The 22,126-nt window shown below is 37.8% G+C and carries 27 protein-coding genes; 18 read left to right on the top strand and 9 right to left on the bottom strand.

The window, feature by feature from the left end; genetic code table 11:
* Positions 1-86 precede the first annotated feature (86 nt).
* Positions 87-1,673, bottom strand: coding sequence for a glucose-6-phosphate isomerase (locus tag AN490_RS04795; RefSeq protein WP_300000481.1), 1,587 nt, complete (start codon positions 1,671-1,673; stop codon positions 87-89).
* A gap of 182 nt (positions 1,674-1,855) precedes the next feature.
* On the opposite strand from AN490_RS04795, the gene AN490_RS04790 reads away from it, so the two are divergent.
* From AN490_RS04790 to AN490_RS04770, 5 genes are all read left to right on the top strand, one after another.
* Positions 1,856-2,989: a branched-chain amino acid ABC transporter permease gene (locus AN490_RS04790; protein WP_300000479.1), complete on the top strand. Its 1,134-nt coding sequence runs from the start codon at positions 1,856-1,858 to the stop codon at positions 2,987-2,989.
* Positions 2,990-3,045: 56 nt separating this feature from the next.
* Entirely contained in the window at positions 3,046-3,615 is a 570-nt protein-coding gene (locus AN490_RS04785) for a Uma2 family endonuclease (RefSeq protein ID WP_300000477.1), read from the top strand.
* Positions 3,616-3,680: 65 nt separating this feature from the next.
* Positions 3,681-4,466: an ABC transporter ATP-binding protein gene (locus AN490_RS04780; RefSeq protein ID WP_300000475.1), complete on the top strand. Its 786-nt coding sequence runs from the start codon at positions 3,681-3,683 to the stop codon at positions 4,464-4,466.
* 34 nt (positions 4,467-4,500) lie between these two features.
* Positions 4,501-4,713, top strand: a complete 213-nt coding sequence (locus AN490_RS04775; protein WP_300000535.1) for a type II toxin-antitoxin system HicB family antitoxin — start codon at positions 4,501-4,503, stop codon at positions 4,711-4,713.
* A gap of 54 nt (positions 4,714-4,767) precedes the next feature.
* A complete protein-coding gene (locus AN490_RS04770; RefSeq protein WP_300000473.1) occupies positions 4,768-6,150 on the top strand; it encodes a GTP-binding protein in 1,383 nt (460 codons plus the stop codon).
* Positions 6,151-6,183: 33 nt separating this feature from the next.
* On the opposite strand, the gene AN490_RS04765 is transcribed toward AN490_RS04770, so the two are convergent.
* Both AN490_RS04765 and AN490_RS04760 read right to left on the bottom strand, forming a co-directional pair.
* Positions 6,184-6,609 carry a type II toxin-antitoxin system PemK/MazF family toxin gene (locus AN490_RS04765; RefSeq protein ID WP_300000471.1) on the bottom strand — a complete coding sequence of 142 codons (426 nt, stop codon included), beginning with the start codon at positions 6,607-6,609 and terminating at the stop codon, positions 6,184-6,186.
* Positions 6,594-6,875, bottom strand: a complete 282-nt coding sequence (locus AN490_RS04760) for a hypothetical protein (RefSeq protein WP_027402973.1) — start codon at positions 6,873-6,875, stop codon at positions 6,594-6,596. The genes AN490_RS04765 and AN490_RS04760 overlap by 16 nt, the downstream gene beginning before the upstream one ends.
* Positions 6,876-7,290: 415 nt before the next feature.
* On the opposite strand from AN490_RS04760, the gene AN490_RS04755 reads away from it, so the two are divergent.
* The 8 genes from AN490_RS04755 (at position 7,291) to AN490_RS04720 (ending at position 11,228) form a co-directional block, all read left to right on the top strand.
* Positions 7,291-7,536: a Calvin cycle protein CP12 gene (locus AN490_RS04755; RefSeq protein ID WP_300000533.1), complete on the top strand. Its 246-nt coding sequence runs from the start codon at positions 7,291-7,293 to the stop codon at positions 7,534-7,536.
* Between the two features lie 288 nt (positions 7,537-7,824).
* The gene (locus AN490_RS04750; RefSeq protein ID WP_300000466.1) at positions 7,825-8,394 is read left to right on the top strand and encodes a GNAT family N-acetyltransferase; all 570 of its coding nucleotides are present in this window, start codon (positions 7,825-7,827) and stop codon (positions 8,392-8,394) included.
* Entirely contained in the window at positions 8,394-8,927 is a 534-nt protein-coding gene (locus tag AN490_RS04745; RefSeq protein ID WP_300000464.1) for a hypothetical protein, read from the top strand. Before AN490_RS04750 ends, AN490_RS04745 begins: the two co-directional genes overlap by 1 nt.
* 170 nt (positions 8,928-9,097) lie before the next feature.
* Positions 9,098-9,265, top strand: a complete 168-nt coding sequence (locus AN490_RS04740; RefSeq protein WP_199784910.1) for a hypothetical protein — start codon at positions 9,098-9,100, stop codon at positions 9,263-9,265.
* Between the two features lie 216 nt (positions 9,266-9,481).
* Positions 9,482-9,769, top strand: a complete 288-nt coding sequence (locus AN490_RS04735) for a hypothetical protein (protein WP_213799768.1) — start codon at positions 9,482-9,484, stop codon at positions 9,767-9,769.
* Between the two features lie 57 nt (positions 9,770-9,826).
* Positions 9,827-10,228, top strand: a complete 402-nt coding sequence (locus AN490_RS04730) for a hypothetical protein (RefSeq protein WP_213799769.1) — start codon at positions 9,827-9,829, stop codon at positions 10,226-10,228.
* A 158-nt stretch (positions 10,229-10,386) separates the two neighbouring features.
* The gene (locus AN490_RS04725) at positions 10,387-10,590 is read left to right on the top strand and encodes a hypothetical protein (protein ID WP_213799770.1); all 204 of its coding nucleotides are present in this window, start codon (positions 10,387-10,389) and stop codon (positions 10,588-10,590) included.
* A 35-nt stretch (positions 10,591-10,625) separates the two neighbouring features.
* A complete protein-coding gene (locus AN490_RS04720; RefSeq protein WP_300000460.1) occupies positions 10,626-11,228 on the top strand; it encodes a hypothetical protein in 603 nt (200 codons plus the stop codon).
* A gap of 91 nt (positions 11,229-11,319) precedes the next feature.
* Here the strand turns inward: AN490_RS04720 and AN490_RS04715 are convergent, their stop codons facing one another.
* From AN490_RS04715 to AN490_RS04690, 6 genes are all read right to left on the bottom strand, one after another.
* Entirely contained in the window at positions 11,320-11,721 is a 402-nt protein-coding gene (locus AN490_RS04715; protein WP_213799772.1) for a PIN domain-containing protein, read from the bottom strand.
* On the bottom strand, positions 11,714-11,986 hold the full coding sequence (locus AN490_RS04710) for a SpoVT/AbrB domain-containing protein (RefSeq protein WP_300000458.1): 273 nt from the start codon (positions 11,984-11,986) through the stop codon (positions 11,714-11,716). The genes AN490_RS04715 and AN490_RS04710 overlap by 8 nt, the downstream gene beginning before the upstream one ends.
* Before the next feature lie 89 nt (positions 11,987-12,075).
* Positions 12,076-12,408, bottom strand: a complete 333-nt coding sequence (locus tag AN490_RS04705) for an XRE family transcriptional regulator (RefSeq protein ID WP_300000456.1) — start codon at positions 12,406-12,408, stop codon at positions 12,076-12,078.
* Complete coding sequence (locus AN490_RS04700) at positions 12,405-12,764, bottom strand: type II toxin-antitoxin system RelE/ParE family toxin (protein ID WP_300000454.1); 360 nt, start codon at positions 12,762-12,764, stop codon at positions 12,405-12,407. Before AN490_RS04700 ends, AN490_RS04705 begins: the two co-directional genes overlap by 4 nt.
* A gap of 83 nt (positions 12,765-12,847) precedes the next feature.
* Positions 12,848-13,666 (bottom strand): TlyA family RNA methyltransferase, encoded by an 819-nt coding sequence (locus tag AN490_RS04695; protein ID WP_300000531.1) that lies wholly within the window; start codon positions 13,664-13,666, stop codon positions 12,848-12,850.
* A 163-nt stretch (positions 13,667-13,829) separates the two neighbouring features.
* Positions 13,830-14,462: a DUF1361 domain-containing protein gene (locus tag AN490_RS04690; protein ID WP_190384233.1), complete on the bottom strand. Its 633-nt coding sequence runs from the start codon at positions 14,460-14,462 to the stop codon at positions 13,830-13,832.
* A gap of 515 nt (positions 14,463-14,977) precedes the next feature.
* On the opposite strand from AN490_RS04690, the gene AN490_RS04685 reads away from it, so the two are divergent.
* The 5 genes from AN490_RS04685 (at position 14,978) to AN490_RS04665 (ending at position 21,934) form a co-directional block, all read left to right on the top strand.
* The gene (locus tag AN490_RS04685) at positions 14,978-16,606 is read left to right on the top strand and encodes a peptide chain release factor 3 (RefSeq protein ID WP_300000450.1); all 1,629 of its coding nucleotides are present in this window, start codon (positions 14,978-14,980) and stop codon (positions 16,604-16,606) included.
* 99 nt (positions 16,607-16,705) lie between these two features.
* Positions 16,706-18,832: a zinc metalloprotease HtpX gene (locus AN490_RS04680; protein WP_300000529.1), complete on the top strand. Its 2,127-nt coding sequence runs from the start codon at positions 16,706-16,708 to the stop codon at positions 18,830-18,832.
* Between the two features lie 11 nt (positions 18,833-18,843).
* Positions 18,844-18,981, top strand: coding sequence for a hypothetical protein (locus AN490_RS04675; RefSeq protein WP_300000448.1), 138 nt, complete (start codon positions 18,844-18,846; stop codon positions 18,979-18,981).
* A gap of 413 nt (positions 18,982-19,394) precedes the next feature.
* Complete coding sequence (locus AN490_RS04670; protein WP_015078674.1) at positions 19,395-19,901, top strand: RNA-binding protein; 507 nt, start codon at positions 19,395-19,397, stop codon at positions 19,899-19,901.
* Between the two features lie 677 nt (positions 19,902-20,578).
* Positions 20,579-21,934, top strand: coding sequence for a glycosyltransferase family 1 protein (locus tag AN490_RS04665; RefSeq protein ID WP_300000445.1), 1,356 nt, complete (start codon positions 20,579-20,581; stop codon positions 21,932-21,934).
* The last annotated feature ends 192 nt before the right edge of the window (positions 21,935-22,126 follow it).

The raw sequence follows: 22,126 nt of genomic DNA, 5'->3' as shown, positions 1-22,126 counted from the left end.
TAATATTTTTGATAATTTATAGCCACAAAACAAGATCCCCGACTTCTTTAAGAAGTCGGGGATCTAAATTAAGGGGATCTAAATTTTTAACCGAGAGAAACAGTTAAACTTCCTGGTTTAGCTAAATCACCAGTTAACACCACACCCCGATTATTAGTGTGTAAATGACGGAGAATTTTGTAAATTGCTTCCACTTCCTCAGCAGCGCCGGACATATCTGCAAGTTCAGAAATAGAAAGTGCTTTTTTCTGAGTTTGCAACACTTCTAAAACTCGGTTTTGTAAATCCAGAATCACAGCAGCGGCTTTTTTACCAGCTTCCACACCTGGTTGGTGATAAGCATTGACATTTACTAAACTGGCATATAAACCCACAGCCCGTTCATACAATGCAATTAACGCGCCAACTGTGCGAGCATTAACTTGAGGAATGCTGACTGTAATCGAATCGCGGTGATTCTCATACAATGCTTGACGAGTTCCCAACAAGAAACCACAGAGATAATCACCGGAAGTGACTCCAGGATCAACTTCTGTGGATTTTCCTTGACGATCTTCTAAAACTTCAATTAAGGTAGCAAAGAAATTGGGGACACCTTCGCGCAACTGTTGCACATAGGCGTGTTGGTCGGTAGAACCTTTGTTACCATAAACTGCAATCCCTTGAAATACAGTGTTCCCATCTAAATCTTTTTCTTTACCCAAAGATTCCATGATCAGTTGTTGCAAATAGCGGCTAAATAGCAACAGGCTGTCCTTGTAGGGGAGGACTACCATATCTTTTTCACCTTTGCCATTTCCAGAGAAATACCACGCAAGGGCTAATAAAGCGGCTGGGTTGTTTTTGAGATTGGGGACGCGGGTGGCATCATCCATTTCTTTTGCCCCGGACAGCATGGCACGGATATCTATGCCCTGTAATGCCGCAGGTACTAGCCCGACAGCGGACATTTCTGAGGTACGTCCACCTACCCAATCGTACATGGAAAACCGGGCTAACCAATTTTCAGCTTTGGCGACTTGATCCAGGTTGCTATCTTGTCCGGTAATAGCGACTGCATATTTAGCAAAGTCTAATTTTTTGGCTGTGTAGGCTTGTTTAACCTCAATCATGCCGTTGCGAGGTTCGGGTGTGCCTCCAGATTTGGAAATGACTAATACCAAAGTGGTGGCTAGTTTATCGCCAAGTTGGGCAAGAACCCGATCAATTCCGGTGGGGTCGGAATTGTCTATAAAGTGAATTTGTAGGGGTGGTACGTCGGGGGATAGGGCTTGGGTGACAAATTGGGGACCCAAGGCTGAACCACCAATACCAATGGAAATGATATCTGTAAAGCGGCATTCCTTGGGGGGATGAATTGCCCCGGTGTGTACCTGGTCGGCAAAAGCTTCGATTTGTTCTAAGGTTTGAACTATTTCTTGGGTGAGTTCGGGGGTGGGGGCTAAATCTGGATTCCGCAACCAGTAATGTCCTACCATGCGGTTTTCGTCGGGATTGGCGATCGCCCCTTTTTCCAATTCTGCCATATCCGCAAACGCTTTGTCAAACTTAGGCTGCAATGATGCCACAAACCCATCATCAAACCTCATTCGACTAATATCTAGATATAGTCCTAATCCTGGATGGAAATACAGCCAGTCCTGGTATCGTTGCCAAAGTACCCTAGAATCCATAGGGAAATCTCAAATAAAGTGTTGGTCAAACACAAGTTTAATGTATGCTTTTGGCGATCCCTGCTTTGTCTTATACAGTTTTTAATAGAATAACGGATATAGAGGGGTTTCAGTTTACATTGCGTTACATTAACGGCTGATAACTGACAACTCAAACATGACCAATGACAACTAGCTAAATTATGATCGAATACCTGATTTTTCTCGCCATTTCTACCGCCACCTTCGCCCTGTTCGGACTAGGACTCAATCTCCAATGGGGTTTTACGGGTTTAATTAACTTTGGTCATATTGCTTTCATGACTTTGGGTGCGTATACAACTGTTTTATTAAGTCTCAAGGGCGTACCATTACTGCTATCGGCGGGAATCGGAGCAGTTGTTGCCGCAATGCTAGGTTTAGTAATTGGCTTTGCAACTTTGCGGTTACGCGAAGATTATCTTTCAATTGTCACTATTGGTACAGGTGAATTAATTCGATTAATAGTCAATAACCAGGATTTGCCTGTAGGTAATACGTGGACATCGGGATCTTTCGGTGTGCAAAGTTATGTTATCCCTTTATCAACAACTCCCAATTTATTTTTGCGTTTGGTAATGATTGGAGTATTAACTTTATTAGCAGGAATCACATTATTTTCTCTATGGCGTTGGGTGCGAACTGCTCAAATTTCTGCAAGTAATAATATAGTTAGAAATAGTAGTATTCAACAAGAATTTATTTCCCGGTTAATAGTCGGAATTGCTTTAGGTTTATTGACTGGGGCAATTTATATTTCTGGTGTGATTGGACTATATAATTATAATCCCAAAGCCGGGTTAATGTTGTTCATATTGTTAATTTTAGCTTTTGTCTTTTGGCGGTTAGAAATTTTAGTGCGATCGCCTTGGGGAAGAGTGCTAAAATCTATCCGGGAAGATGAAGAAGTTCCCAAAGCATTAGGTAAAAACGTTTTCTCCTATAAACTACAATCATTAATGTTAGGTGGGGCAATTGCCGGGATTGCTGGAGCATTTTTTGCTTGGCAACTAGGCGCAATTTACCCCGATAACTTCCAACCCCAACTTACCTTTGATGCCTGGATTATGGTAATTTTAGGTGGTTCTGGCAACAATCTAGGAACTATTTTAGGTGCAGTCATTTTCTTTACCTATGATGCCCTCACTAGGGAATTTTTACCCAAAATTGTCCCTTTAGATGTAGAACGGATTGGTGCGTTTCGGATCATGTTTATTGGCTTACTGTTAATGGTATTGATGATTTGGCGACCTCAAGGTATTTTAGGGAAAAAGGAGGAACTGACTCTTGGTAAATAATTAGAAATTTGTGATGTTAAAATAGTTGATACAAGCCGTTTATGGGAGGAATAGCCATGATAGTTGCAACTGCTAACAAGATGACTTTTGAGGAATTTCTTAATTATGACGATGGGACAGATAATTTATATGAATTAGATAATGGAGAATTAATTCCTATGCCTTTAGAAAGTGAGATAAATCGGCGCATAGCAATGTTTTTAGTTGCCTATTTTCTGCAATTGGGTATTCCCTATTACCGCTTGAGTATGAAAACAGAAATTGCTGTGAATAGTCGCCAGGTGGGGGTGCGTGTTCCTGATTTGGTGGTGTTTTCTGAAGAATTAGCTCAGGTGATGCAGGGGGCTACACGCTCGCTGATTTTAATGGATATGCCGCTGCCTTTGTTGGTGGTTGAGGTAGTGAGTCCAAATCAGGAAAATCGTGATTATCGTTATAAGCGTTCTGAGTATGCGGCGCGGGGAATTACTGAGTATTGGATTGTTGATCCAATTGGGCAAAAAGTGACGGTTTTAGAATGGGTGGAGGGTTTTTATGAGGAGCAAGTATATAGCGGGGATGATATGATTTGTTCGCCTCTATTTAGTGATGTAAAGTTAACTGTCGCTGAGGTTTTACAGGGATGAAATTTGATGAACTCCGACAATTTTTATTTGATAACAATAATTAAAAACCAACAAAAAACCTAAAAATGGTAAATAATATCGAATCACCCCAATTACCTCTTTTAGCTGCAACTGGACTTTGTAAAAATTTTGGCGGAATTAAAGCAGTTCAAGAAGCGAATATCGAAGTTATCAAAGGTAGTATTACTGGGTTAATTGGTCCCAATGGGGCTGGGAAAACTACTTTATTTAATTTACTTTCTAATTTTATTCGTCCCGATAAAGGGAGAGTGATTTTTGATGGTGAACCCATTCATCAATTACAACCATACCAAATTGCCCAACAGGGATTAGTGAGAACCTTTCAAGTTGCCCGGGTTTTGTCGAAGTTATCAGTATTAGAAAATATGCTTTTGGGAGCGCAAAAACAAACTGGTGAGAATTTTTGGCAAGTGCAATTTCAACCCCACATTATTGCTAAGGAAGAAAAGCAACTAAAAGAACGGGCAATGTTTTTGTTAGAATCTGTAGGCTTAGAAAAAAAAGCCGCTGATTATGCCGGTGGTTTATCTGGGGGACAGCGGAAACTTTTAGAAATCGGTCGGGCATTGATGACTGATCCTAAGTTAATATTGCTAGATGAACCTGCTGCTGGCGTAAATCCCAGATTAATTGATGACATATGCGATCGCATTTTAGCGTGGAATCGTCACGACGGCATGACATTTTTGATTATTGAACATAACATGGACGTAATTATGTCCTTATGTGATCGAGTTTGGGTATTAGCTGAAGGACAAAATCTAGCCGTTGGTAGCCCTACAGAAATCCAAAATAATACCAAAGTTTTAGAAGCATATTTAGGACAATGATATTATATTAGATATGCCCAAAAAAATTAGAGAACTGAAATATACAATTGTTATTCAATGGTCTAAGGAAGATGAATGTTATGTAGTTTCATTACCAGATTTTACAGATGTCATGCAGCCTTGTACTCATGGAGACACTTATGAAGAGGCTTTGAAAAATGCCCAAGAAGTTTTAGAAATGCTGATTTCATCTTATTTAGAAGACGGACAACCAATACCCGAACCGCAAATTGTCGGCATTAATTAGATACCCGACTTCTTAAAGAAGTCGGGTATCTGGAAATTCAAAATCCAGAATCCTATGAATCGTAACCTACAAGAAACTCATTTAAACCGCGCCCGTGCTAGTCTTAGACAAGCATTATCTTGGTATGGATATCTCCGTAAATCGGGACAAATGGCAGCAAATCCAGAATTAGCAAGTTTGCTAAAACCAGAAATAGAAACCTTAAATGCCACACTCAATAAATTAGATGCCAATGTCATCAGAATTGCCGCTTTTGGTTTAGTCAGTCGGGGAAAATCAGCAGTCTTAAACTCTTTATTAGGAGAAAAAATTCTGCAAACCGGACCCCTAAATGGTGTCACTCAATGGCCGCGTTCTGTACCTTGGAAACCAGGAGATAAGGTATTAGTTGAATTAATTGATACTCCCGGTTTAGATGAAATTGAAGGCGATTCACGGGCGCAAATGGCAAGAGATGTAGCGCGTCAAGCTGATTTAATCTTGTTTGTGGTTTCTGGGGATATTACGAGAACTGAATATCAGGGATTATTAGAATTACGTCAAGCACAAAAACCCTTAATTTTAGTATTTAATAAAATTGATTTATATCCCGATACAGATAAAAATGCAATTTATAAAAATCTTCAACAATTAGGGGCAGGAAATATCCAAAATCAGCCATTATTACCTGATGAAATTGTCATGATATCGGCTGAACCTGCACCAATGGAAGTGAGAGTAGAATATGCAGATGGAAGCATCACTTCTGAATGGGAAACACCACCACCGCAAGTAGATGAATTAAAGCAAACAATCTTAAATATATTAAATCGAGAAGGACGATCTCTTTTAGCTTTAAATGCACTTATTCAAGCTAGAGAATCCGAAGAAAATATCGCTCAAAAAACCGTTCATATCCGCGAAAAAGAAGCAGAAGATATAATTTGGAGGTTTAGCCAATATAAAGCCCTAGCCATTGGTTTAAATCCTATTGCTTTCTTAGATATAATAGGTGGTTTAATTACCGATTTAGCCTTAATTCGGGCATTAGCTAAATTGTATGGTTTACCCATGACTGGCTATGAAGCTAGTGAATTATTAAAAACAATTTTATTTAGTTCTGGTGGTTTATTATTAAGTGAAATTGGCAGTAGTTTTATATTAGGTTTAGGTAAAAGTGCCGCAGCCATAGCTAGTGGTGATAATCCCTTTAATATTACTACTTTTTTCGGGAGTGCGATAGCGCAAGCGCTGACTTGTCAGTTCGCCCAAGGTGGAATTGCCGGTTATGGTGCTTATACAGTCGGTAAAGCCGCCCAGTTATATCTAGAAAAAGGCTGTACTTGGGGACAATTGGGCGCTAATACCGTCATTCAGGAAATTTTGTCACAAGTTGATAAAAATACTATTTTGTATCGCTTACAGCAAGAATTAGGCGGTAATTTTGGTGAGTTTTGAAATATAGTTTGATCACCTAAAATTAACTTTATTTCATGACTTTTGTTTTTTGCCTCTTTCCCATGCTTTTATTGCTGGAGGTTTATGTGAGGGTTCAGATGGCTTTTGCAGAATTTCAATAATTGTAGAAATAACTTGATTTATTTTTTCATCCTTCAATTTTCCGATATTCCTAATAACATTACTTTTGTCAACTGTTGCAATGATGTTAGGACGAATATAACAGGGACTTAAATTAAGTTTACCAAACATAAAATCCTGGTCTTCTAACTTAATTTCATATTCTCTACCTGGTTTACTGGTAATAGGACAGAGAATAATATTATTACTATCTGATTCTGCTATAATCAAGGCAGGTCTTCTTTTAGTAGCAGATGCGTCAGAAAATGGAAAAGGTACAGAGATAACGTCACCTTTAGCAAATTTTTCCATAAGCATAAATTCTATAAATCCTTCCAAGCTTCGTCTTCTTCTGGTTCAAGCCAAACTTTATTGAGTGATGATTCACTTAACTCAAGAAAATCTTTTACTAAAATTTCCAAATCATCTACATTACTAACTTGCAAATTTTGAATCTTTTCAAGTGGTAGATTAGTTAGTTTAGCTACTAGAGATAAATCAATACCTTCTTGTAGCATATTGAGTGCAACTTGAGTTAAACCTTCTTGTAACCCTTGTTCCCAGGCTTCACGTAAAGATTGAGATTGAAGTGCTAATTCACGCATAATTATAAGTTACAGATACTCTGTTTAAATTATAACTAAAATATTTGGATTATTTAATAATTTAGCATTGCTAAAACTCCATTAGTGAATAATTAAGTCATGATTATATCATCATAGAATCAAAAAGTATATAAATTAACTAAAAATAATTATTTGAATTGTTACTCTGAAAAAGAGTTTACCAACTATGAGTAATTCTCTTCATTAGCAATCCTTAAAATTCCTAATTAACCTTTATCTCCCTCAAAAAAGGTAACATGATCATGGTCTCCCTAAACGAAGTTATCAATGGTAAAAAACCCAGGTTCTACCGTTCCCCTTATGATCAAACATCCTTTTAATATATCCAAAATTGAAAATATTAAAACCTCAAATCCAATCGGTGTAGGGGTTTCAGGGATATTTTACCGAAAATATCATAAAGGGAGCGGTAGAGCCAAAACCCATTGAAGCAGCAATTCTTGAAGCCATTACAGAAGCGCGGACAACCTGTACAGAAAATGGTAATAATTCCGCTAATTGTGCAGTAGCTTGGGATATTGTCGAAGAATTACAAGCAGAAAAAGCCCATCAAAAACAAGCAAAACACCGCAAAACAGCCTTAGAAGAATACTGTGAAATGTATCCAGATGCTTTGGAGTGTTTGATTTACGATCTTTAATATAGATCGGCAGCAATTCTCATTTTAAAGAAATAAGATAAACTTCTCTTATTTAAATATAGAACTCATATTTGATTTTTGATAGCTTGCGTGGCGTAGCCATACAAAACTCGGTACACCTTCATATTCTCAAATCCTCTTGCCTTCCTACGCAGGAAAATATGGCTAACGCCACGCTATGCCTTCGGCACACTACGTGAACGCTATCAGGAATCAAACCGGAGTCCTATATTAATGATACTATTTTAGTTTGTTACCACAGTCATTTTCACCAACAAGGAGTAACGAGTGCAACTGCAAGTTCAGCTAATTCGTGGTGACGATAGCACTTTTGTAAATGCGTATTTAGTGGAACTGGCACAAAAGCACGTTGATGATTATCTATCGCTGTGGAAAAGCCGACTAAATTTATACGTACAAGCTGATAAATTTTGGGACTGGGAGTTTAAACTGAGATTTATTGCCAGCAGTTCAAACCGTGAAGGTTATGCCATTGAGTGCGAAGGTGAAACCCAAGGATTGATGCTGATGGAAACTCAGATGCACGGATCACGCATCACAGAGGGTAAACGCTTAGTATATATTGATGGAATTGCTACAGCACCTTGGAATCGCCAGGATGTCCAACGCCCACCACGATACAAAGGTGTTGGGAGTCTATTTCTAGTATTTGCCCGAACCCGCAGTTTCGAGCTAGGTTATGAAGGTAGGGTAGGCTTGCATTCTTTACCAGGAACGGAAAAATTCTACGATAATCAAGGAATGCTAGATTTGGGTCAGGATGAAGATTACGATGATCTGGTTTATTTTGAGTACGGTGTATGGCGTTCTTATAACAAAAGCAGTGAGGGTAAGTAATGAGTCAGCAAGAATCTAATTATATTCCGTTCGCCTCTAACCAAGAATTAGCAACCCCGATGGATTTATTACTTAATGAAGAATGGTTGAGAAAAAGCATCCAAGCTGAGGAAGAAGTAGGGGGTAATATTAGTGCTGGTTTAGATTGGGGTTCTGGTTTTAGTCAACTATTACTTAATCCCGAATTGTTTTATCGCTTAAAAACTTTGCGGATTTCGTTGAATCGAGAAGTGCGTTTGTTGCTCAAAGATTGGAATTTAGGAACTGCGACTTCTATAGCATCTGCTACCGCAAGAGAGAAGTTGCTGGAAAGATTCAGGCTACCTACATCTACTGTTAAAGAACATATTCAAACTGTGTTGCAGAGGGATGAACTTTTTGGTGAAGAGTTTATTTCTAATCATCAGGTGTTGCGCGAACTGCTTGGGGTAATGTTGACAGCAGAAGATTGGGAAATGATTGCTTCAGTTGCGGCGGATTCGTTGAAGCAGCAAATTATGAATCAGGTTTTGGTTGAGAGAATTTTAGTATAACTAATAACTCAATATTTGACCTATTATTAAGCATTTATAAATTTTGCTTTTTCTTTCTGAAATATTACTGAGGCTTAAGGTCTGTTCTACATCTTTTGATATAATACTTTTATACTATACTAGATAATGAAAAACCTTTTTTACATCTACTACCAGGAGGTGATAAAGATATGGCAAAGAATACAGGTAACGGTTATCGTCGTGGTGCTGTGGACAAACGCAGCCAAACTTACAACCCTGTAACCGAACAATGGGTAAAGCGTAATGCTGAAACCGGACAGTTTATGGACGTAAAGCAGAATGGTGAACCTTTTAAGGGTGTCCGTAAGGAAGACTAATACTAAATTGCGTTCAGTCTCCACACTGAACGCAAATCGGTAATGGTATTAGCACATTATTAGGGTGCGTCAGACAGTATAAATCACGTAAATAAACTGATTCTTGATATCTGACGCACTCTACATCTGTTTATGTAACTCTTGAATCTGACTCGTGCAGCATTTGATCTGTTATACTAGTAAAATTACTACTGAAATAAGTGAGTACCAAAACGTATGAGTTTGAATAATAATCTATCTAATAACGATGATTACAATGATTGGATTGCTGAAGATAGTAGAATAAAGGAAGAAAGAAATAAATGCTCTCTTAAGAGCGTTTCTACTAGCCAATTAGAGGAGACTATCTCTAAAGCTTTAAGCGAACTATTGAATTACCCCTACAAAGTGAAAATTGAATATATCAATTTTGCAGATGCAGATGTTCCGATATATAAAACAAGAGATGATGGTTCAGAATTGAAGCTTATTGTTTACCAAGAAAAGAAGAAAGTTGAGGAATAAACATAGTATCTATGCTGTAAAGTTTTTACTGTAATCACTAAAATACCAAAAAATAAAATGAAGATTAAAATTTCTCAAACAATTGAAATAAAGCAAAATATTCAAAATAATCCTTTTCCAGGAGGACGCTTTTTAGGGGGACAACTACTTTCTATAGAACACGAAGATATTTGTAGGCTAAAAGATGGAAGTTGGCAATTTATTTATATTGATTCTCCAAAAAATAAATCAAATCAAAAATCAACTTATTTATTTGCTATAGATGAAATATCAGATTTAATAGTTGATAAATCTGAGTTTGAAGAATTAATAAAAATAGATGGTATAAGAGAATTAATAGAAGCCGAAAAAATTATCACACCTAGCCCAGATATTAATAGTAATTGTTTTGTGCTTATACAAGATCACCCAGATTTTGCAGCTAAGTTTCTGGATATTATAGCTACTATCTCAGAATAGAGTTTAGCAACTTTGGTATGTAAGTCCCTTGTATGAAGTGTATGAAGGTAATTTTAACATTTTCAATAGCAAGAAAAATAAAAATTTGCTAAAAAAATTGTTTTTATTGCATCCTACTATATTAGGATAAGGATTAATTTTTTAAAGGGTATAAAACTATGTCATTCACCAGGCACGAATTTATTTCAGATTCACACAAAGAAGAATATTATCCCAATGAAAATGCAAAAATACGAGGATTAGCAAAGGCAGAATTATTAGCTCTTTTGCAAGATGAAGAGTTTTTAAAATCATTTAAAGAAAAGTTAAAAGCTGAGATTAAAGCAGAAATTTTATCAGAGATTAAAGAAAACGATCAATAACTATTGATAGAGCTTTTTATCAGGAATTTCAGTTTATGAAGCTAACTCTTGCTACTCAAATTGTTGATTTGGGTGATTCTCTAGCCAAGTTCAAGACTTTATTTTCTCGCTATTGGATATATGTTCGTGCAATAGTAATTTCAACTAGAAGCTATGATGATGGCTTAATAGTTGTTGAAAAACTAGAAAAATTAAATGAAATTTATAAGAAAGATAACTATCTAAGCGAAACCGAATATAGAAAGTTTCAAACAGATATTATTTTATTTAAGTTAGAACTTTTAGATAAAAAAGATGATTGGGATGAATTTATCCATTTTTTTGAACAAACTCTTCAAAATAGAAATGTTCATACCCTAACATACCATCCTGCTGTATTTGCTTATGTTGATCCCAAAAGCCATTACGTAGTCAGATTTGATACGCAATATATTTATATGCATCCACTCTACTTATTAGACCATCGTTATCAACTAATAAAGAAGAAAATTGATCGACGCTCAAAGAATAAGAAAATTAACAATTTACAACATAAGCTAAAGTCAGATTTGAGTGAAGAGGAAATTCAGAGCAGGTTTTCCACAATCATGAAAGCTGCTGAAGAAGGGCAACGAGTCTATTTTTCTGGCTATTACTAAAGTTAATGAAATGTAACGCACCTTATTACTGGTTTGAACACAGTTCCAAATTTTCAGTTGTTAAAAAGTATTTGTCAAATGATGATAAACTTTAACGAATCAAATTAATAGTAATTCCGAGAGATAAACTAGTCCAGACTTTATCTGCTGTTAATACAGGTAAATTCAAGCGTTTACCTAAAGCAAGACAAGCACGATCTCCTAATGATAATCCTGCACTTTTTGTTAAAGCTCGAAATTTAGCTATATTTATAGCATCTTCCTCATTGCAAGGAATAATTTCGAGACTATTTTCTAATAATCCTTCATTTCTTAATCGTCTAATAATTTCCTCTGGTGATTCTCCTAAATCAACAATTTTTGATAATACCTCTACCCAATTAATAATACTGATATAGCACCCATCAATTAAGGCATTTTCTACAATTTCTGCTCCTGGTTCATCTCTAAGATAAGCTAAAAAGGCAGAAGCATCTAACACAGATTTATTCACTTAAATACTCCTGTCTACGTTCAGTGATAAGTTCATCTACCAAATTTCTATCAGGTGATTTATCTCTTAATAAACCTCTTAATTTTTTAATTTGTTGTTTAACACTGACTAATTGTAATGTACCATTATCTTCAAGAGTTAAAATTAATCTGTCTCCAGATTCTAAATTAAGTATTTGTTGGATTTCTTGGGGTAAAGTTAAACGTCCTTCCGGTTCAATATTAAGTGTGTATTGTTGAGGACTTGATAAATTAGCAATTGTCATAGCTTTATATTTCCTTGTTTTCTACCTATTTCTAGTTTAGCAAAACTCTAAAAGTTAAAAAATCGCAGTTTTTTCTTTATCTTTAACTCCTACTCATCAATATCCATCGCTAAATCTTCAAAATTAGTAATTGTTACTTCTACATCAGGGAATATTGCTGTTATTTTCAACTCTCCTCCCATAGCTTCAATAACTTCTCGCAGATGACTAACATACATATCAGTACGATTTTCTAATCTCGAAATAGCAGGTTGTTTAATTTGCAACTTTTCAGCTAATTGAGCTTGAGATATTTTTAAAGATTGGCGTAATTCAGCTAATGCCATTTCTTCTTTTAATTTAGCTATTTGAGTGGCAATTTTGGCTTTTCTTTCTGCGGAGAAATCTTTAGTAAGATTGCTAAACTTTTTATGTCCTGTCATATTAAACCCTCCCGACTAATTTCTTGGAGATATTCTTCATAAAGACGATCTGCTATGGGAACATATTTTTCATAAAATCGCTTATCTCCTGTTTTATCTCCACCAATAAGTAAAATTGCCACTCGTCGCGGATCAAAAGCATAAAATACTCCGATTGGTTTACCACGACTTTGAATACGTAACTCTCTCAGGTGAGAGTTTTTTGCACCTTTGACATCGGATGAATAAGGAAAGGGTAATTGTGTTCCCTTTTCTTCAAGTAGTTGAACAACGCTGACAATATCATCTTGTTGCTCTTCTCTAAGAGTTTGCCACCAAATATCAAACTCATTCGTATATTCTATTTCCCAACTCACTTTCTATTATATTACGTTGATGTAATAAATCATAGCTTTAATTTGTCAATTTTCACAACTTTTTTTGCCTATACTGATACTCATCATTTTTTCCCAAACTCCTGAATTACTTGTTTAGTAATTTCTTGAATTGCTGCTAAAGTTGGCGGTATTATTTCGCTGTCCATTCCCAACCATAAAAGATATTCAATATTTCCCGCAGGTCCTGTTATGGGTGAATAAGTTAAACCCTGATATTTCCATCCTAATTCTAATGCCCCTTTCATAACATTAAAAATTGCATCAGCTTGGTCATCAGAATCGCGGACAACGCCTTTTTTGCCGATGCGAGACTTGCCAACCTCAAATTGTGGTTTTACCAGCAATATAGCCTCTCTGGGAGCTTGTGTTAATTGCCATACCGCCGGCAAAATTTTGGTTAAAGAAATAAACGAAACATCCACAACTATCAAATCAGGAAATATGGCATTTTCAGCATACAATTCCTCTGGTTGTAGTTGACGTAAATTCGTCCGTTCTTTTAAAATTACCCGTTGATCATTTCTGATTTTCCAGTCAACTTGTCCATAACCAACATCTACACCATAAACTTGTTTTGCACCGGCTTGTAATAAACAATCAGTAAAGCCACCTGTAGAAATTCCCCCGTCTAAACAAATCCTGTCAGTTACAGAAATCTCAAAAAATTTTAAAGCCTTAGCCAGTTTTTCACCACCACGAGAAACAAAAGGAGGACGTTCTTTAACTTGAATTTCTGCGGTAATATCAACTTCAGTCCCGACTTTATCAACCATTTGTTGATTTACAGTCACTTCTCCAGCTTGAATTAGCCGTTGTGCTTGCTGACGGGAGGGACATAATCCCAAATCTACTAATAATGTATCTAATCGCTGTTTAACCAATTTCACTTTTTATAGCTGTTTATATTTGCTTTCCTATTCTAAATCCTAAATTATACGATTAATCTTAAATATTCAAAAAATAGATCCCTGACTTTTCAAAGAAGTCGGGGATATTTGATTTTAATTTAATGTCATTAGTTAATATTGTGAATATGATGATCATTTATTTTATTTGTGAATTAACACCCTTATTAAGAAAACCCAAAGTAATTCGTTTCATAAACCAATGCAAACCCCAAAGGATTATAAAAGTGAGAGTAATAATTATCAAGGGTTGTTTACCAAGAATTTCTTCTACACCTTTTGTGATTATGGCATCTGGTTGAGTAATAAAATCCCAACTGTTAAATCTCAAAAATCTTCCCCAATAAATACCGATAGCAGAAAGAGCATGAGTAATCAACTCAACAGGAAAAATCCATTGACTTTTACCCGTTCGATGTAAATAGTAACCCAAATTTATTAAAGATATAACATAAGCTTCAAATCCGCCAAAAATGACGACAAAATACACAGGAATTAAGACTAATGTAATCATCCATATTGACTGAACTCGCCGGATATCATCTATCAAATGAATGACATCAGTTAATAGATAAGGCGCATTTGGTAAAAAAGCATAGAAACTCAAAAATCCTAGCCACCAAACCCATGAACCACTGCGCTGACGGCGAAATAGCCAAACACTCAAAGCTAAAGGAATAAAAGCCAAAAATAAATTCCAAGTCATCCACCGCAGATTAACTTGTAAAACATGGAAAACCGTTGTTATTAATTCAATCACTTCTGCTTTCATGGAATTGCAATAGCTAGAATAAATTTGTTTTTTTGGTTACACAAAATTTGCAGTTGTAGATTTGTTAAAAATCTCAAGACATTGTCTGTGAAACTCTATTTTAGATCACTGTTGCATGAAATGGTTATTTATCAACATTTCTATCATGGAGCAGTTGATATTCACAAGGTTTTTGCCTATGTTCGGTGAATTTAGAGATTAATACTTTCGGAAAAATTCAACCCCTATATATATGGGCGCACGGATTTCCACTATACTCTTATAATAGGGGAAAGTCCGGCATTTGTCAACTATCTCACCCATAAATTTCTGATAGCGTCGTCTGACATAAACCAGATTAAGATTGAATTAACGGCAAGAATTAATATAGCAGTATGCACTTGAATCAGATCCTAATTTTAATCCCAGAGCGTTATATTCAAAGGGTTTTACTGAAAGCTGCTAGAGAATTTATAAATTTGTTCCCCCGTCCTGAAAAAGATTACATTTAGTGAAGTTACAAAGAAATTACAGATATGTCCATTGAACTGCAAGCAGAATTAGGTCAAGCGGTGGAACAGCGTCGCAACTTTGCGATTATTTCTCACCCTGATGCTGGTAAAACCACACTGACAGAAAAACTATTATTATACGGGGGTGCTATTCACGAAGCTGGAGCAGTAAAAGCCCGCAGAGACCAGCGCAAAGTAACTTCTGACTGGATGGCAATGGAACAACAACGGGGGATTTCCGTAACTTCTACGGTATTACAATTTGCCTATCGTAACTGTCAAATTAATTTACTCGACACTCCTGGACACCAAGATTTTAGTGAGGACACCTATCGGACTTTGGCAGCAGCCGATAATGCGGTGATGCTGATAGACGCGGCTAAAGGTTTAGAACCCCAAACGCGGAAACTGTTTGAAGTGTGTAAAATGCGGGGTATCCCAATTTTTACCTTTGTGAATAAACTCGACCGTCCGGGCAGAGAACCCATAGATTTGTTAGATGAAATTGAGAAAGAATTGGGATTACAGACTTATGCAGTGAATTGGCCTATTGGGATGGGCGATCGCTTTAAAGGCGTATTTGACCGCCAACAGCAGCAAATTCATTTATTTGAGCGCAGTTCTCATGGTAGTAAAGAAGCAAAGGAAACTATCCTCAATATAGGCGATCAGCGACTTGAAGAATTACTAGAAAAAGAACTATACCACCAACTTAAAGACGAGTTAGAACTCTTAGAAGGAGTTTGTCCAGAACTAGATTTAGACTTAGTACACGCCGGCAAAATGACCCCAGTATTTTTTGGTAGTGCCATGACTAACTTTGGGGTGGAATTATTCCTCAAGAACTTCCTTGACTTTGCCCTCAAACCAGGTACACATAGCAGCAGTGTCGGCGATATTCCTCCTACCTATCCAGAATTTACCGGATTTATTTTCAAACTGCAAGCCAACATGGACCCAAAACACCGAGATAGGGTGGCTTTCGTCCGGGTTTGCACAGGCAAGTTTGAAAAAGATATGACAGTAAATCACGCTCGAACTGGCAAAGTTGTCCGTCTATCACGTCCGCAAAAACTATTTGCCCAAGAAAGAGAATCTATTGATGTCGCTTATCCAGGGGACGTGATTGGTTTAAATAATCCAGGTGTTTTCGCAATTGGTGATACAATTTACACAGGACAAAAATTAGAATATGAGGGAATTCCTTATTTCTCACCTGAACTTTTTGCTACTTTGAGAAACCCCAACCCATCGAAATTTAAGCAGTTTCAAAAAGGCGTTTCCGAATTGCGAGAAGAAGGTGCTGTCCAAATTATGTACTCCACCGATGAAGCCAAGCGGGAGCCAATTTTAGCAGCGGTTGGTCAATTGCAGTTTGAAGTAGTCCAGTTCCGCTTAGAAAATGAGTATGGTGTGGAAACTATTCTCGATTTATTACCTTACAGTGTCGCCCGTTGGGTTGAAGGTGGTTGGGAAGCTTTAAAGCAGGTGGGACGTTTATTCAATACCACTACTGTTAAAGATAGCATGGGACGACCAGTATTGTTATTCCGCAATGAATGGAATTGTCAACAGTTGGAGGGTGATCATCCAGAGTTGAAATTAAGTGCCATCGCTCCCGTCTTTTCCCATCAACAATCAGCAGAAAGTTAGAGGCAGTTGTCAGTTGTCCGTTGTCCGTTGTCCGTTGTCAGGGTATCTCAATAAGCGTGCTATTTGTCACTTAGAACAGATTGGAGTACCAAAGTTTGTATGCCTTCCCACGCTGAATCATGTTTAGAGGCTGGTTTAGCTGCTCTCAAGCAGGGGAATTACTACACAGCGATCGCTAACCTTCAACCACTAGCCAAAGATCAAAGTCAAGAAAGGATTTGTTTACAGGCGCAAGTTGGGTTAGTGATGTCCTATGCCCGCACGGGTGAAGTCTCTAAGGCGATCGCTCTGTGTCAAAATCTGATTGCTAATAGTAATCCCCAAGTTCAAGAGTGGGCAACACTTGCTCTTGAACACCTGCATAAACGCAAAAACCAGAAGAAAAAATCCCATAAAACCAATACTGGACTTGTTTCTAGTTTAAATCCTGCCCAACCACAGCTACAAACAGCTTATACTGGTAATGATGGTAACAACACTATCAAACCCGTTAACGTTTATTGGCGCAATGCTAGACGCGCTAAAGTGTGGCAACCCCTAGGCAAGCCTAACATCATTCCCTCTCGACTACTTGCTCTGGGAACATTCATGGCATTGTTTTGGACTTGTCGAGAAGTGCTTAAATTAGTATTGGGTTTAATCAATCAAATTCTCTATCAACTGCCCTACTTAGAACCCATCCAGATTTTATATAGCGATCCTAGTTCCTTGATGCTAGGATTGTTGATCATCTTCATGGCATCGTCTCCTTGGTTGCTCGACTGGGTACTAACAAGATTTTCCGGTCAAGAAGAGTTAACCAAAGAGAAATTAAACTCCTACAGCCGGGAAACACCCAGAGTATTACAACGCGCTTGCCAACAGCGGCACTGGTCAACCCCTCAACTGAGAATCTTACCAATTTCCGCCCCGATGATTATCAGTTATGGCAACCTCCCCCGCACAGCGAGAATAACTGTTAGTCAAGGTTTATTAGAACAACTGGCAGATGACGAAATAGCTGCCATCTATGCTTTATCTTTAGGACAAATTGGGCGTTGGGATTTTGCGGTCATGTCCCTAGTTTTACTCGTGGCCATGCCATTTTATGGAATATATCAGCAAGTGTCAGCTTGGGGAAATCAACATGACAGTAAAATTTGGCGTTGGCCAGGTACAGTTTTAGCAGCCATCAACTATGCAATTTGGTGTCTGTTCACGGGTACAGCCTTACTTAATTGCCAATTGCGGCTTTACCATAGCGATCGCCTGGCCGCAGAAATCACCGGTAATCCTAATGGACTAATTCGCGCTTTACTGAAAATATCCATTGGTGTAGCCCATGATATCAGCCTCAAAGAACAAACCTGTTGGCAGTTAGAAAGCCTGAATCTCCTCTCGCCAGTTGCATACCAACACAGCATAATTTTAGGTAGCACCGCCGGTCATCTACCTTTTGAATCATTTTTAAAGTGGGAAAATTTTCATCCCTATCGGCAATGGTTTACAATTAATAGTTGTCATCCAACAATAGGCGATCGCATCGAGCGCCTTTGTCAAATAGCCCGTCATTGGCATTTAGACACCGAATTATATCAAACAAAGCCATCACAACCCATTCTCATCAAGCCCCAATCCTTCTATTTACAAATTGCCCCTTGGTTGGGAATCCCCCTCGGTGTTGTATTTGCCTGTCTAACTTGGTTAATTTGGCAAACAGCATACACCTTACACTTGTTAAACCTCAAGTGGATATATGATAATTGGTCTTTTGTCGGAGGTTGTATGTTGATTGGCTTTAGCATTGGCACAGTTATGCGGATAAATGCTTTATTTCCCGATATTACACCTGTCAATGTTCAAAAAGATGAAAACTTTACCAACCTCTTAGCAAATCCCGCTATTTTACCAATTGATAGCATTAGAGTTCGGTTTACTGGTAAGCTATTAGGCCGCCCTGGTATTGGCAATTGTTTAGCACAAGACCTAATCCTGCAATCTAGCCAAGGTTTAATGAAATTACATCATATTCCCTGGTTAGGAAAGTCATTCAATCCTCAAGACTTGATTGGCAGACAAATCACTGTTACAGGTTGGTTACGACGGGGGACAACTCCTTGGATTGATATCCAAACTTTAGAAACTAAAGGTGGCAAAAAAATTAATAGCCCTCATTCTATCTGCTCCACTGTCATCGCAGTTGTTGCCCAAGCCTGGGGTGCTTATATTATGCTCACAGGTTCTTAGATATTAGTCAGTTGTCAGTAGGGGCGAAGCATTTGGAAGATAAATTATCAGTCATTGCCAAAAATAGTTCTCCAAATGCTTCGCCCGTACAGTTGTTAGTGGGAAGAAATATTCCCCCTGCTCCCTGCCTGTTTTGCCTCTTGCTTTAAAAATGTGTTTTATGTTACGATAAGCTCATACTATTGGCTATTGGCGGAAAAGTTTCTGCGGAACTAGCTACGTAGGAAATACCATGATAATGTTAAGCAATGGTATTTTGTTCTGCGGGCAAGAATTAAGAAGAATGAATTTACTGTGGTGGATAGTTGGCTATTAAATTAACAATTCCGAAAATTAAAGTGATATTAGCCCACGAGTGCATAAGTGCTTTCGTGGCAAATAAGCTTGATCCCAACAAAAAACTGTATTCTATAAGTTGATAGCATGACTTACGCCACGCTACACTATCGGATTACAGAAATTGGTTTGTGGCAGTTTTTAGTCCATAGTATCTATTCAAAAACCAAAGCCAATTGATTGTTTTTGTCTTGCCCTGTTTAATCCCAATTTGGAGGTATGTTCCATGTCCATTCGCCTATATATAGGAAATTTGCCCAAGGAAGAAATTGATCGTCAAGATTTGCAAGCTGTATTTGCAGAAGAAGGCGATGCTGTCACCACTAAACTAATTAAAGACCGTAAAACAGGCAAATGCCGTGGTTTTGGGTTTTTAACGGTGAACAATGACGAACAAGCCGATCAAATTATTGAAAAATATAATGGTCAAATGTTCAAAGATACACCCATTAAGCTAGAAAAAGCTTTACCACGGACTAAAGGTGAGGAAGGGGACGAACAACCACAACAACAGGTCCCTAAACCAGTCATCCAAGGTAGTAGTTCCCCCGCTCCTAGCAGCAACAAAGAAGGCAACCGTCGGGAGAGAACTAAAAAACCTCGCCGTGGTGGTGGTGGTGGTGCGCGTGAGACTGTTGGTAACGTTGATAACGAAGCTTTTCGTCCAGATCCCCGTTGGGCAGCGGATTTAGAAAAGCTCAGACAGATGTTGGAAGCACAAACTACCAACTAGATTGTCTATTCAATCAATGTGCTTTGAGAGTAATTCTTGAAGCTGCTTCGATATCAGTTTCAGCGGTTAGAAATTTCTTTCAAATCCAATCAACAAGCAGTGCAGGTAGCCACATCAGGTTATCTGCACTGTTTGTTTTGGCAATTTTTGAGGTTTGACGGTGCAATTACACAAAATTTGTGATTTTTTAGGAAAACTGTATCTAAATTAACAAAAATTCTGACAATGTAGGAATAGTATAAGCTAATACACTTGTCTTGATTAAATCAGTGCTTTTGAAAATGATGGTAATTAAGGTAATATTTTCAGCAATTTAATTTTGATGTATTTACTTTCATGGAAATAATTTTGACTGCTTGAACCTTGTAAATAATGAATTGTAAATATCTAACTTAGGATGTGGCTTTGCTACTTCAGATAGGTTTTATCATGAATTAACTCATATATCATGATAGATAATATTCGTTTGTCGCCATAAAAAGATAGAGAAAAATATCTATCGAAGGTATTAAACATAAATATAGAAAGTGGGGAAAATTAACCAATATTTTGGTAATAATTAAAATAGAATAAATATTAGTTATGCAAATTTCCCCAGAAAAACACAGATTTCAGTTTAATAAGCACAAGTTGAAAACTCACTTTTATCTTGTTAAAATCAGGAACACAACAAATTTATGAAAGCTACCACTAAAAAACACATTGCTTTAATTTCAGTTCATGGCGATCCAGCAATTGAAATAGGCAGAGAAGAGGCAGGAGGACAAAATGTTTATGTCCGCCAAGTGGGTGAAACCCTGGCACAGCTAGGATGGCAAGTAGATATGTTTAGTCGGAGAGTCAGTGCTGATCAGGAAAGGATAGTGCAACATCACCCTAATTGTCGGACTATTCGGTTAACCGCAGGTCCGGTGGAATTTGTGCCACGAGATCAGGGTTTTCAATATTTGCCAGATTTCGTCTTTCAGTTACTAGAATTTCAAAAAGAAGCTGGGATTAATTATGATTTAGTGCATACTAATTATTGGTTATCTAGCTGGGTAGGGATGGAACTAAAGAAAAGACAAGGAACTAAACAGGTTCATACCTACCATTCTTTAGGGGTGATTAAATATAACACCATAGAAAATATTCCTTTGGTGGCTAGTCAACGTTTAATAGTCGAAAAACAAGTATTGGAAACAGCGGAAAGAATTGTGGCTACCAGTCCCCAAGAACTGGAACATATGCGATCGCTTGTTTCCCAAAAAGGCAAAATTGATATTATTCCCTGTGGGACAGATATTCAGCAGTTTGGTTCAGTGGAAAGACAAGCTGCCAGGGCTACTTTAGGAATTGATCCAGAAGCTAAAGTGGTGTTATATGTAGGTAGATTTGACCCCCGCAAAGGCATAGAAACCTTGATCAGGGCAATGCGAGAATCTAAGTTTTATGAATCCAAACAATTGCAGTTGATTATTGGTGGTGGTTGCACACCGGGAAATAGTGATGAAAAAGAACGCGATCGCCTTACCGGAATTGTCAACGAATTAGGGATGAATGAATGTACCTCTTTTCCCGGTTGTTTGAGTCGGGAGATATTGCCAGCTTATTACGCCGCCGCGGATATTTGTGTTGTTCCTAGCCACTATGAACCCTTTGGATTGGTAGCTATCGAGGCTATGGCCTGCGGTACACCTGTAGTCGCTAGTGATGTCGGTGGATTACAATTTACCGTTGTCAATGAAGAAACTGGTTTATTAGTACCACCGCAAAATGTCCCAGCTTTTAACCACGCTATTGATCGGATTCTGGGCAATCCTGCATGGCAGCAAGAATTAGGAAAAGCTGCTAAAAAGCGTGTTATTAATAAATTTAGCTGGCATGGTGTAGCGAGTCAGTTAGATGAACTCTATACCCAACTTTTACAGCAATCTGTGAGAGAACCCGCATTAGCTAGTAAATTAGGTAACAGGCAGAAGGCAGTTGGCAAGGGGCAGGGGGAATATTTATTCCTAATGACAACTGACAATCCGTGCATAGTTGTAAGATAGGAAAGCATCAATTGACACTCTCAGCGGCTAAAGCCTGTGAGATTCTTGGTTCACGGAAACCACTTAATTTAGATTCCTTGCGTTCTCTAAACCAGAGGTGGGGTTTATTTCTGTTAAATACGAAGTTGAAAAACCTGCTATACTTGCAGACAGACAGACCATTGGCGTTGACATAGGAATTAAGGAGTTAGC

Origin of the sequence: Anabaena sp. AL09, assembly GCF_001672255.1 — a bacterium.
GTDB lineage: Bacteria > Cyanobacteriota > Cyanobacteriia > Cyanobacteriales > Nostocaceae > Dolichospermum > Dolichospermum lemmermannii.
The sequence above is the reverse complement of the archived record's forward strand: the minus strand, read 5'-3'. Positions and strand labels throughout refer to the sequence as shown.

What these genes read in the sequence shown, in the direction of transcription:
- AN490_RS04680 (WP_300000529.1), top strand. Translation starts at nt 16,706, where the DNA reads ATGCCTTCCCACGCTGAATCATGTTTAGAGGCTGGTTTAGCTGCTCTC.
- AN490_RS04705 (WP_300000456.1), bottom strand. Translation starts at nt 12,408, where the DNA reads ATGACAGGACATAAAAAGTTTAGCAATCTTACTAAAGATTTCTCCGCA.
- AN490_RS04795 (WP_300000481.1), bottom strand. Translation starts at nt 1,673, where the DNA reads ATGGATTCTAGGGTACTTTGGCAACGATACCAGGACTGGCTGTATTTC.
- AN490_RS04785 (WP_300000477.1), top strand. Translation starts at nt 3,046, where the DNA reads ATGATAGTTGCAACTGCTAACAAGATGACTTTTGAGGAATTTCTTAAT.
- AN490_RS04725 (WP_213799770.1), top strand. Translation starts at nt 10,387, where the DNA reads ATGTCATTCACCAGGCACGAATTTATTTCAGATTCACACAAAGAAGAA.
- AN490_RS04710 (WP_300000458.1), bottom strand. Translation starts at nt 11,986, where the DNA reads ATGACAATTGCTAATTTATCAAGTCCTCAACAATACACACTTAATATT.
- AN490_RS04730 (WP_213799769.1), top strand. Translation starts at nt 9,827, where the DNA reads ATGAAGATTAAAATTTCTCAAACAATTGAAATAAAGCAAAATATTCAA.
- AN490_RS04735 (WP_213799768.1), top strand. Translation starts at nt 9,482, where the DNA reads ATGAGTTTGAATAATAATCTATCTAATAACGATGATTACAATGATTGG.
- AN490_RS04670 (WP_015078674.1), top strand. Translation starts at nt 19,395, where the DNA reads ATGTCCATTCGCCTATATATAGGAAATTTGCCCAAGGAAGAAATTGAT.
- AN490_RS04720 (WP_300000460.1), top strand. Translation starts at nt 10,626, where the DNA reads ATGAAGCTAACTCTTGCTACTCAAATTGTTGATTTGGGTGATTCTCTA.
- AN490_RS04690 (WP_190384233.1), bottom strand. Translation starts at nt 14,462, where the DNA reads ATGAAAGCAGAAGTGATTGAATTAATAACAACGGTTTTCCATGTTTTA.
- AN490_RS04780 (WP_300000475.1), top strand. Translation starts at nt 3,681, where the DNA reads ATGGTAAATAATATCGAATCACCCCAATTACCTCTTTTAGCTGCAACT.
- AN490_RS04665 (WP_300000445.1), top strand. Translation starts at nt 20,579, where the DNA reads ATGAAAGCTACCACTAAAAAACACATTGCTTTAATTTCAGTTCATGGC.
- AN490_RS04790 (WP_300000479.1), top strand. Translation starts at nt 1,856, where the DNA reads ATGATCGAATACCTGATTTTTCTCGCCATTTCTACCGCCACCTTCGCC.
- AN490_RS04770 (WP_300000473.1), top strand. Translation starts at nt 4,768, where the DNA reads ATGAATCGTAACCTACAAGAAACTCATTTAAACCGCGCCCGTGCTAGT.
- AN490_RS04740 (WP_199784910.1), top strand. Translation starts at nt 9,098, where the DNA reads ATGGCAAAGAATACAGGTAACGGTTATCGTCGTGGTGCTGTGGACAAA.
- AN490_RS04745 (WP_300000464.1), top strand. Translation starts at nt 8,394, where the DNA reads ATGAGTCAGCAAGAATCTAATTATATTCCGTTCGCCTCTAACCAAGAA.
- AN490_RS04685 (WP_300000450.1), top strand. Translation starts at nt 14,978, where the DNA reads ATGTCCATTGAACTGCAAGCAGAATTAGGTCAAGCGGTGGAACAGCGT.
- AN490_RS04760 (WP_027402973.1), bottom strand. Translation starts at nt 6,875, where the DNA reads ATGCGTGAATTAGCACTTCAATCTCAATCTTTACGTGAAGCCTGGGAA.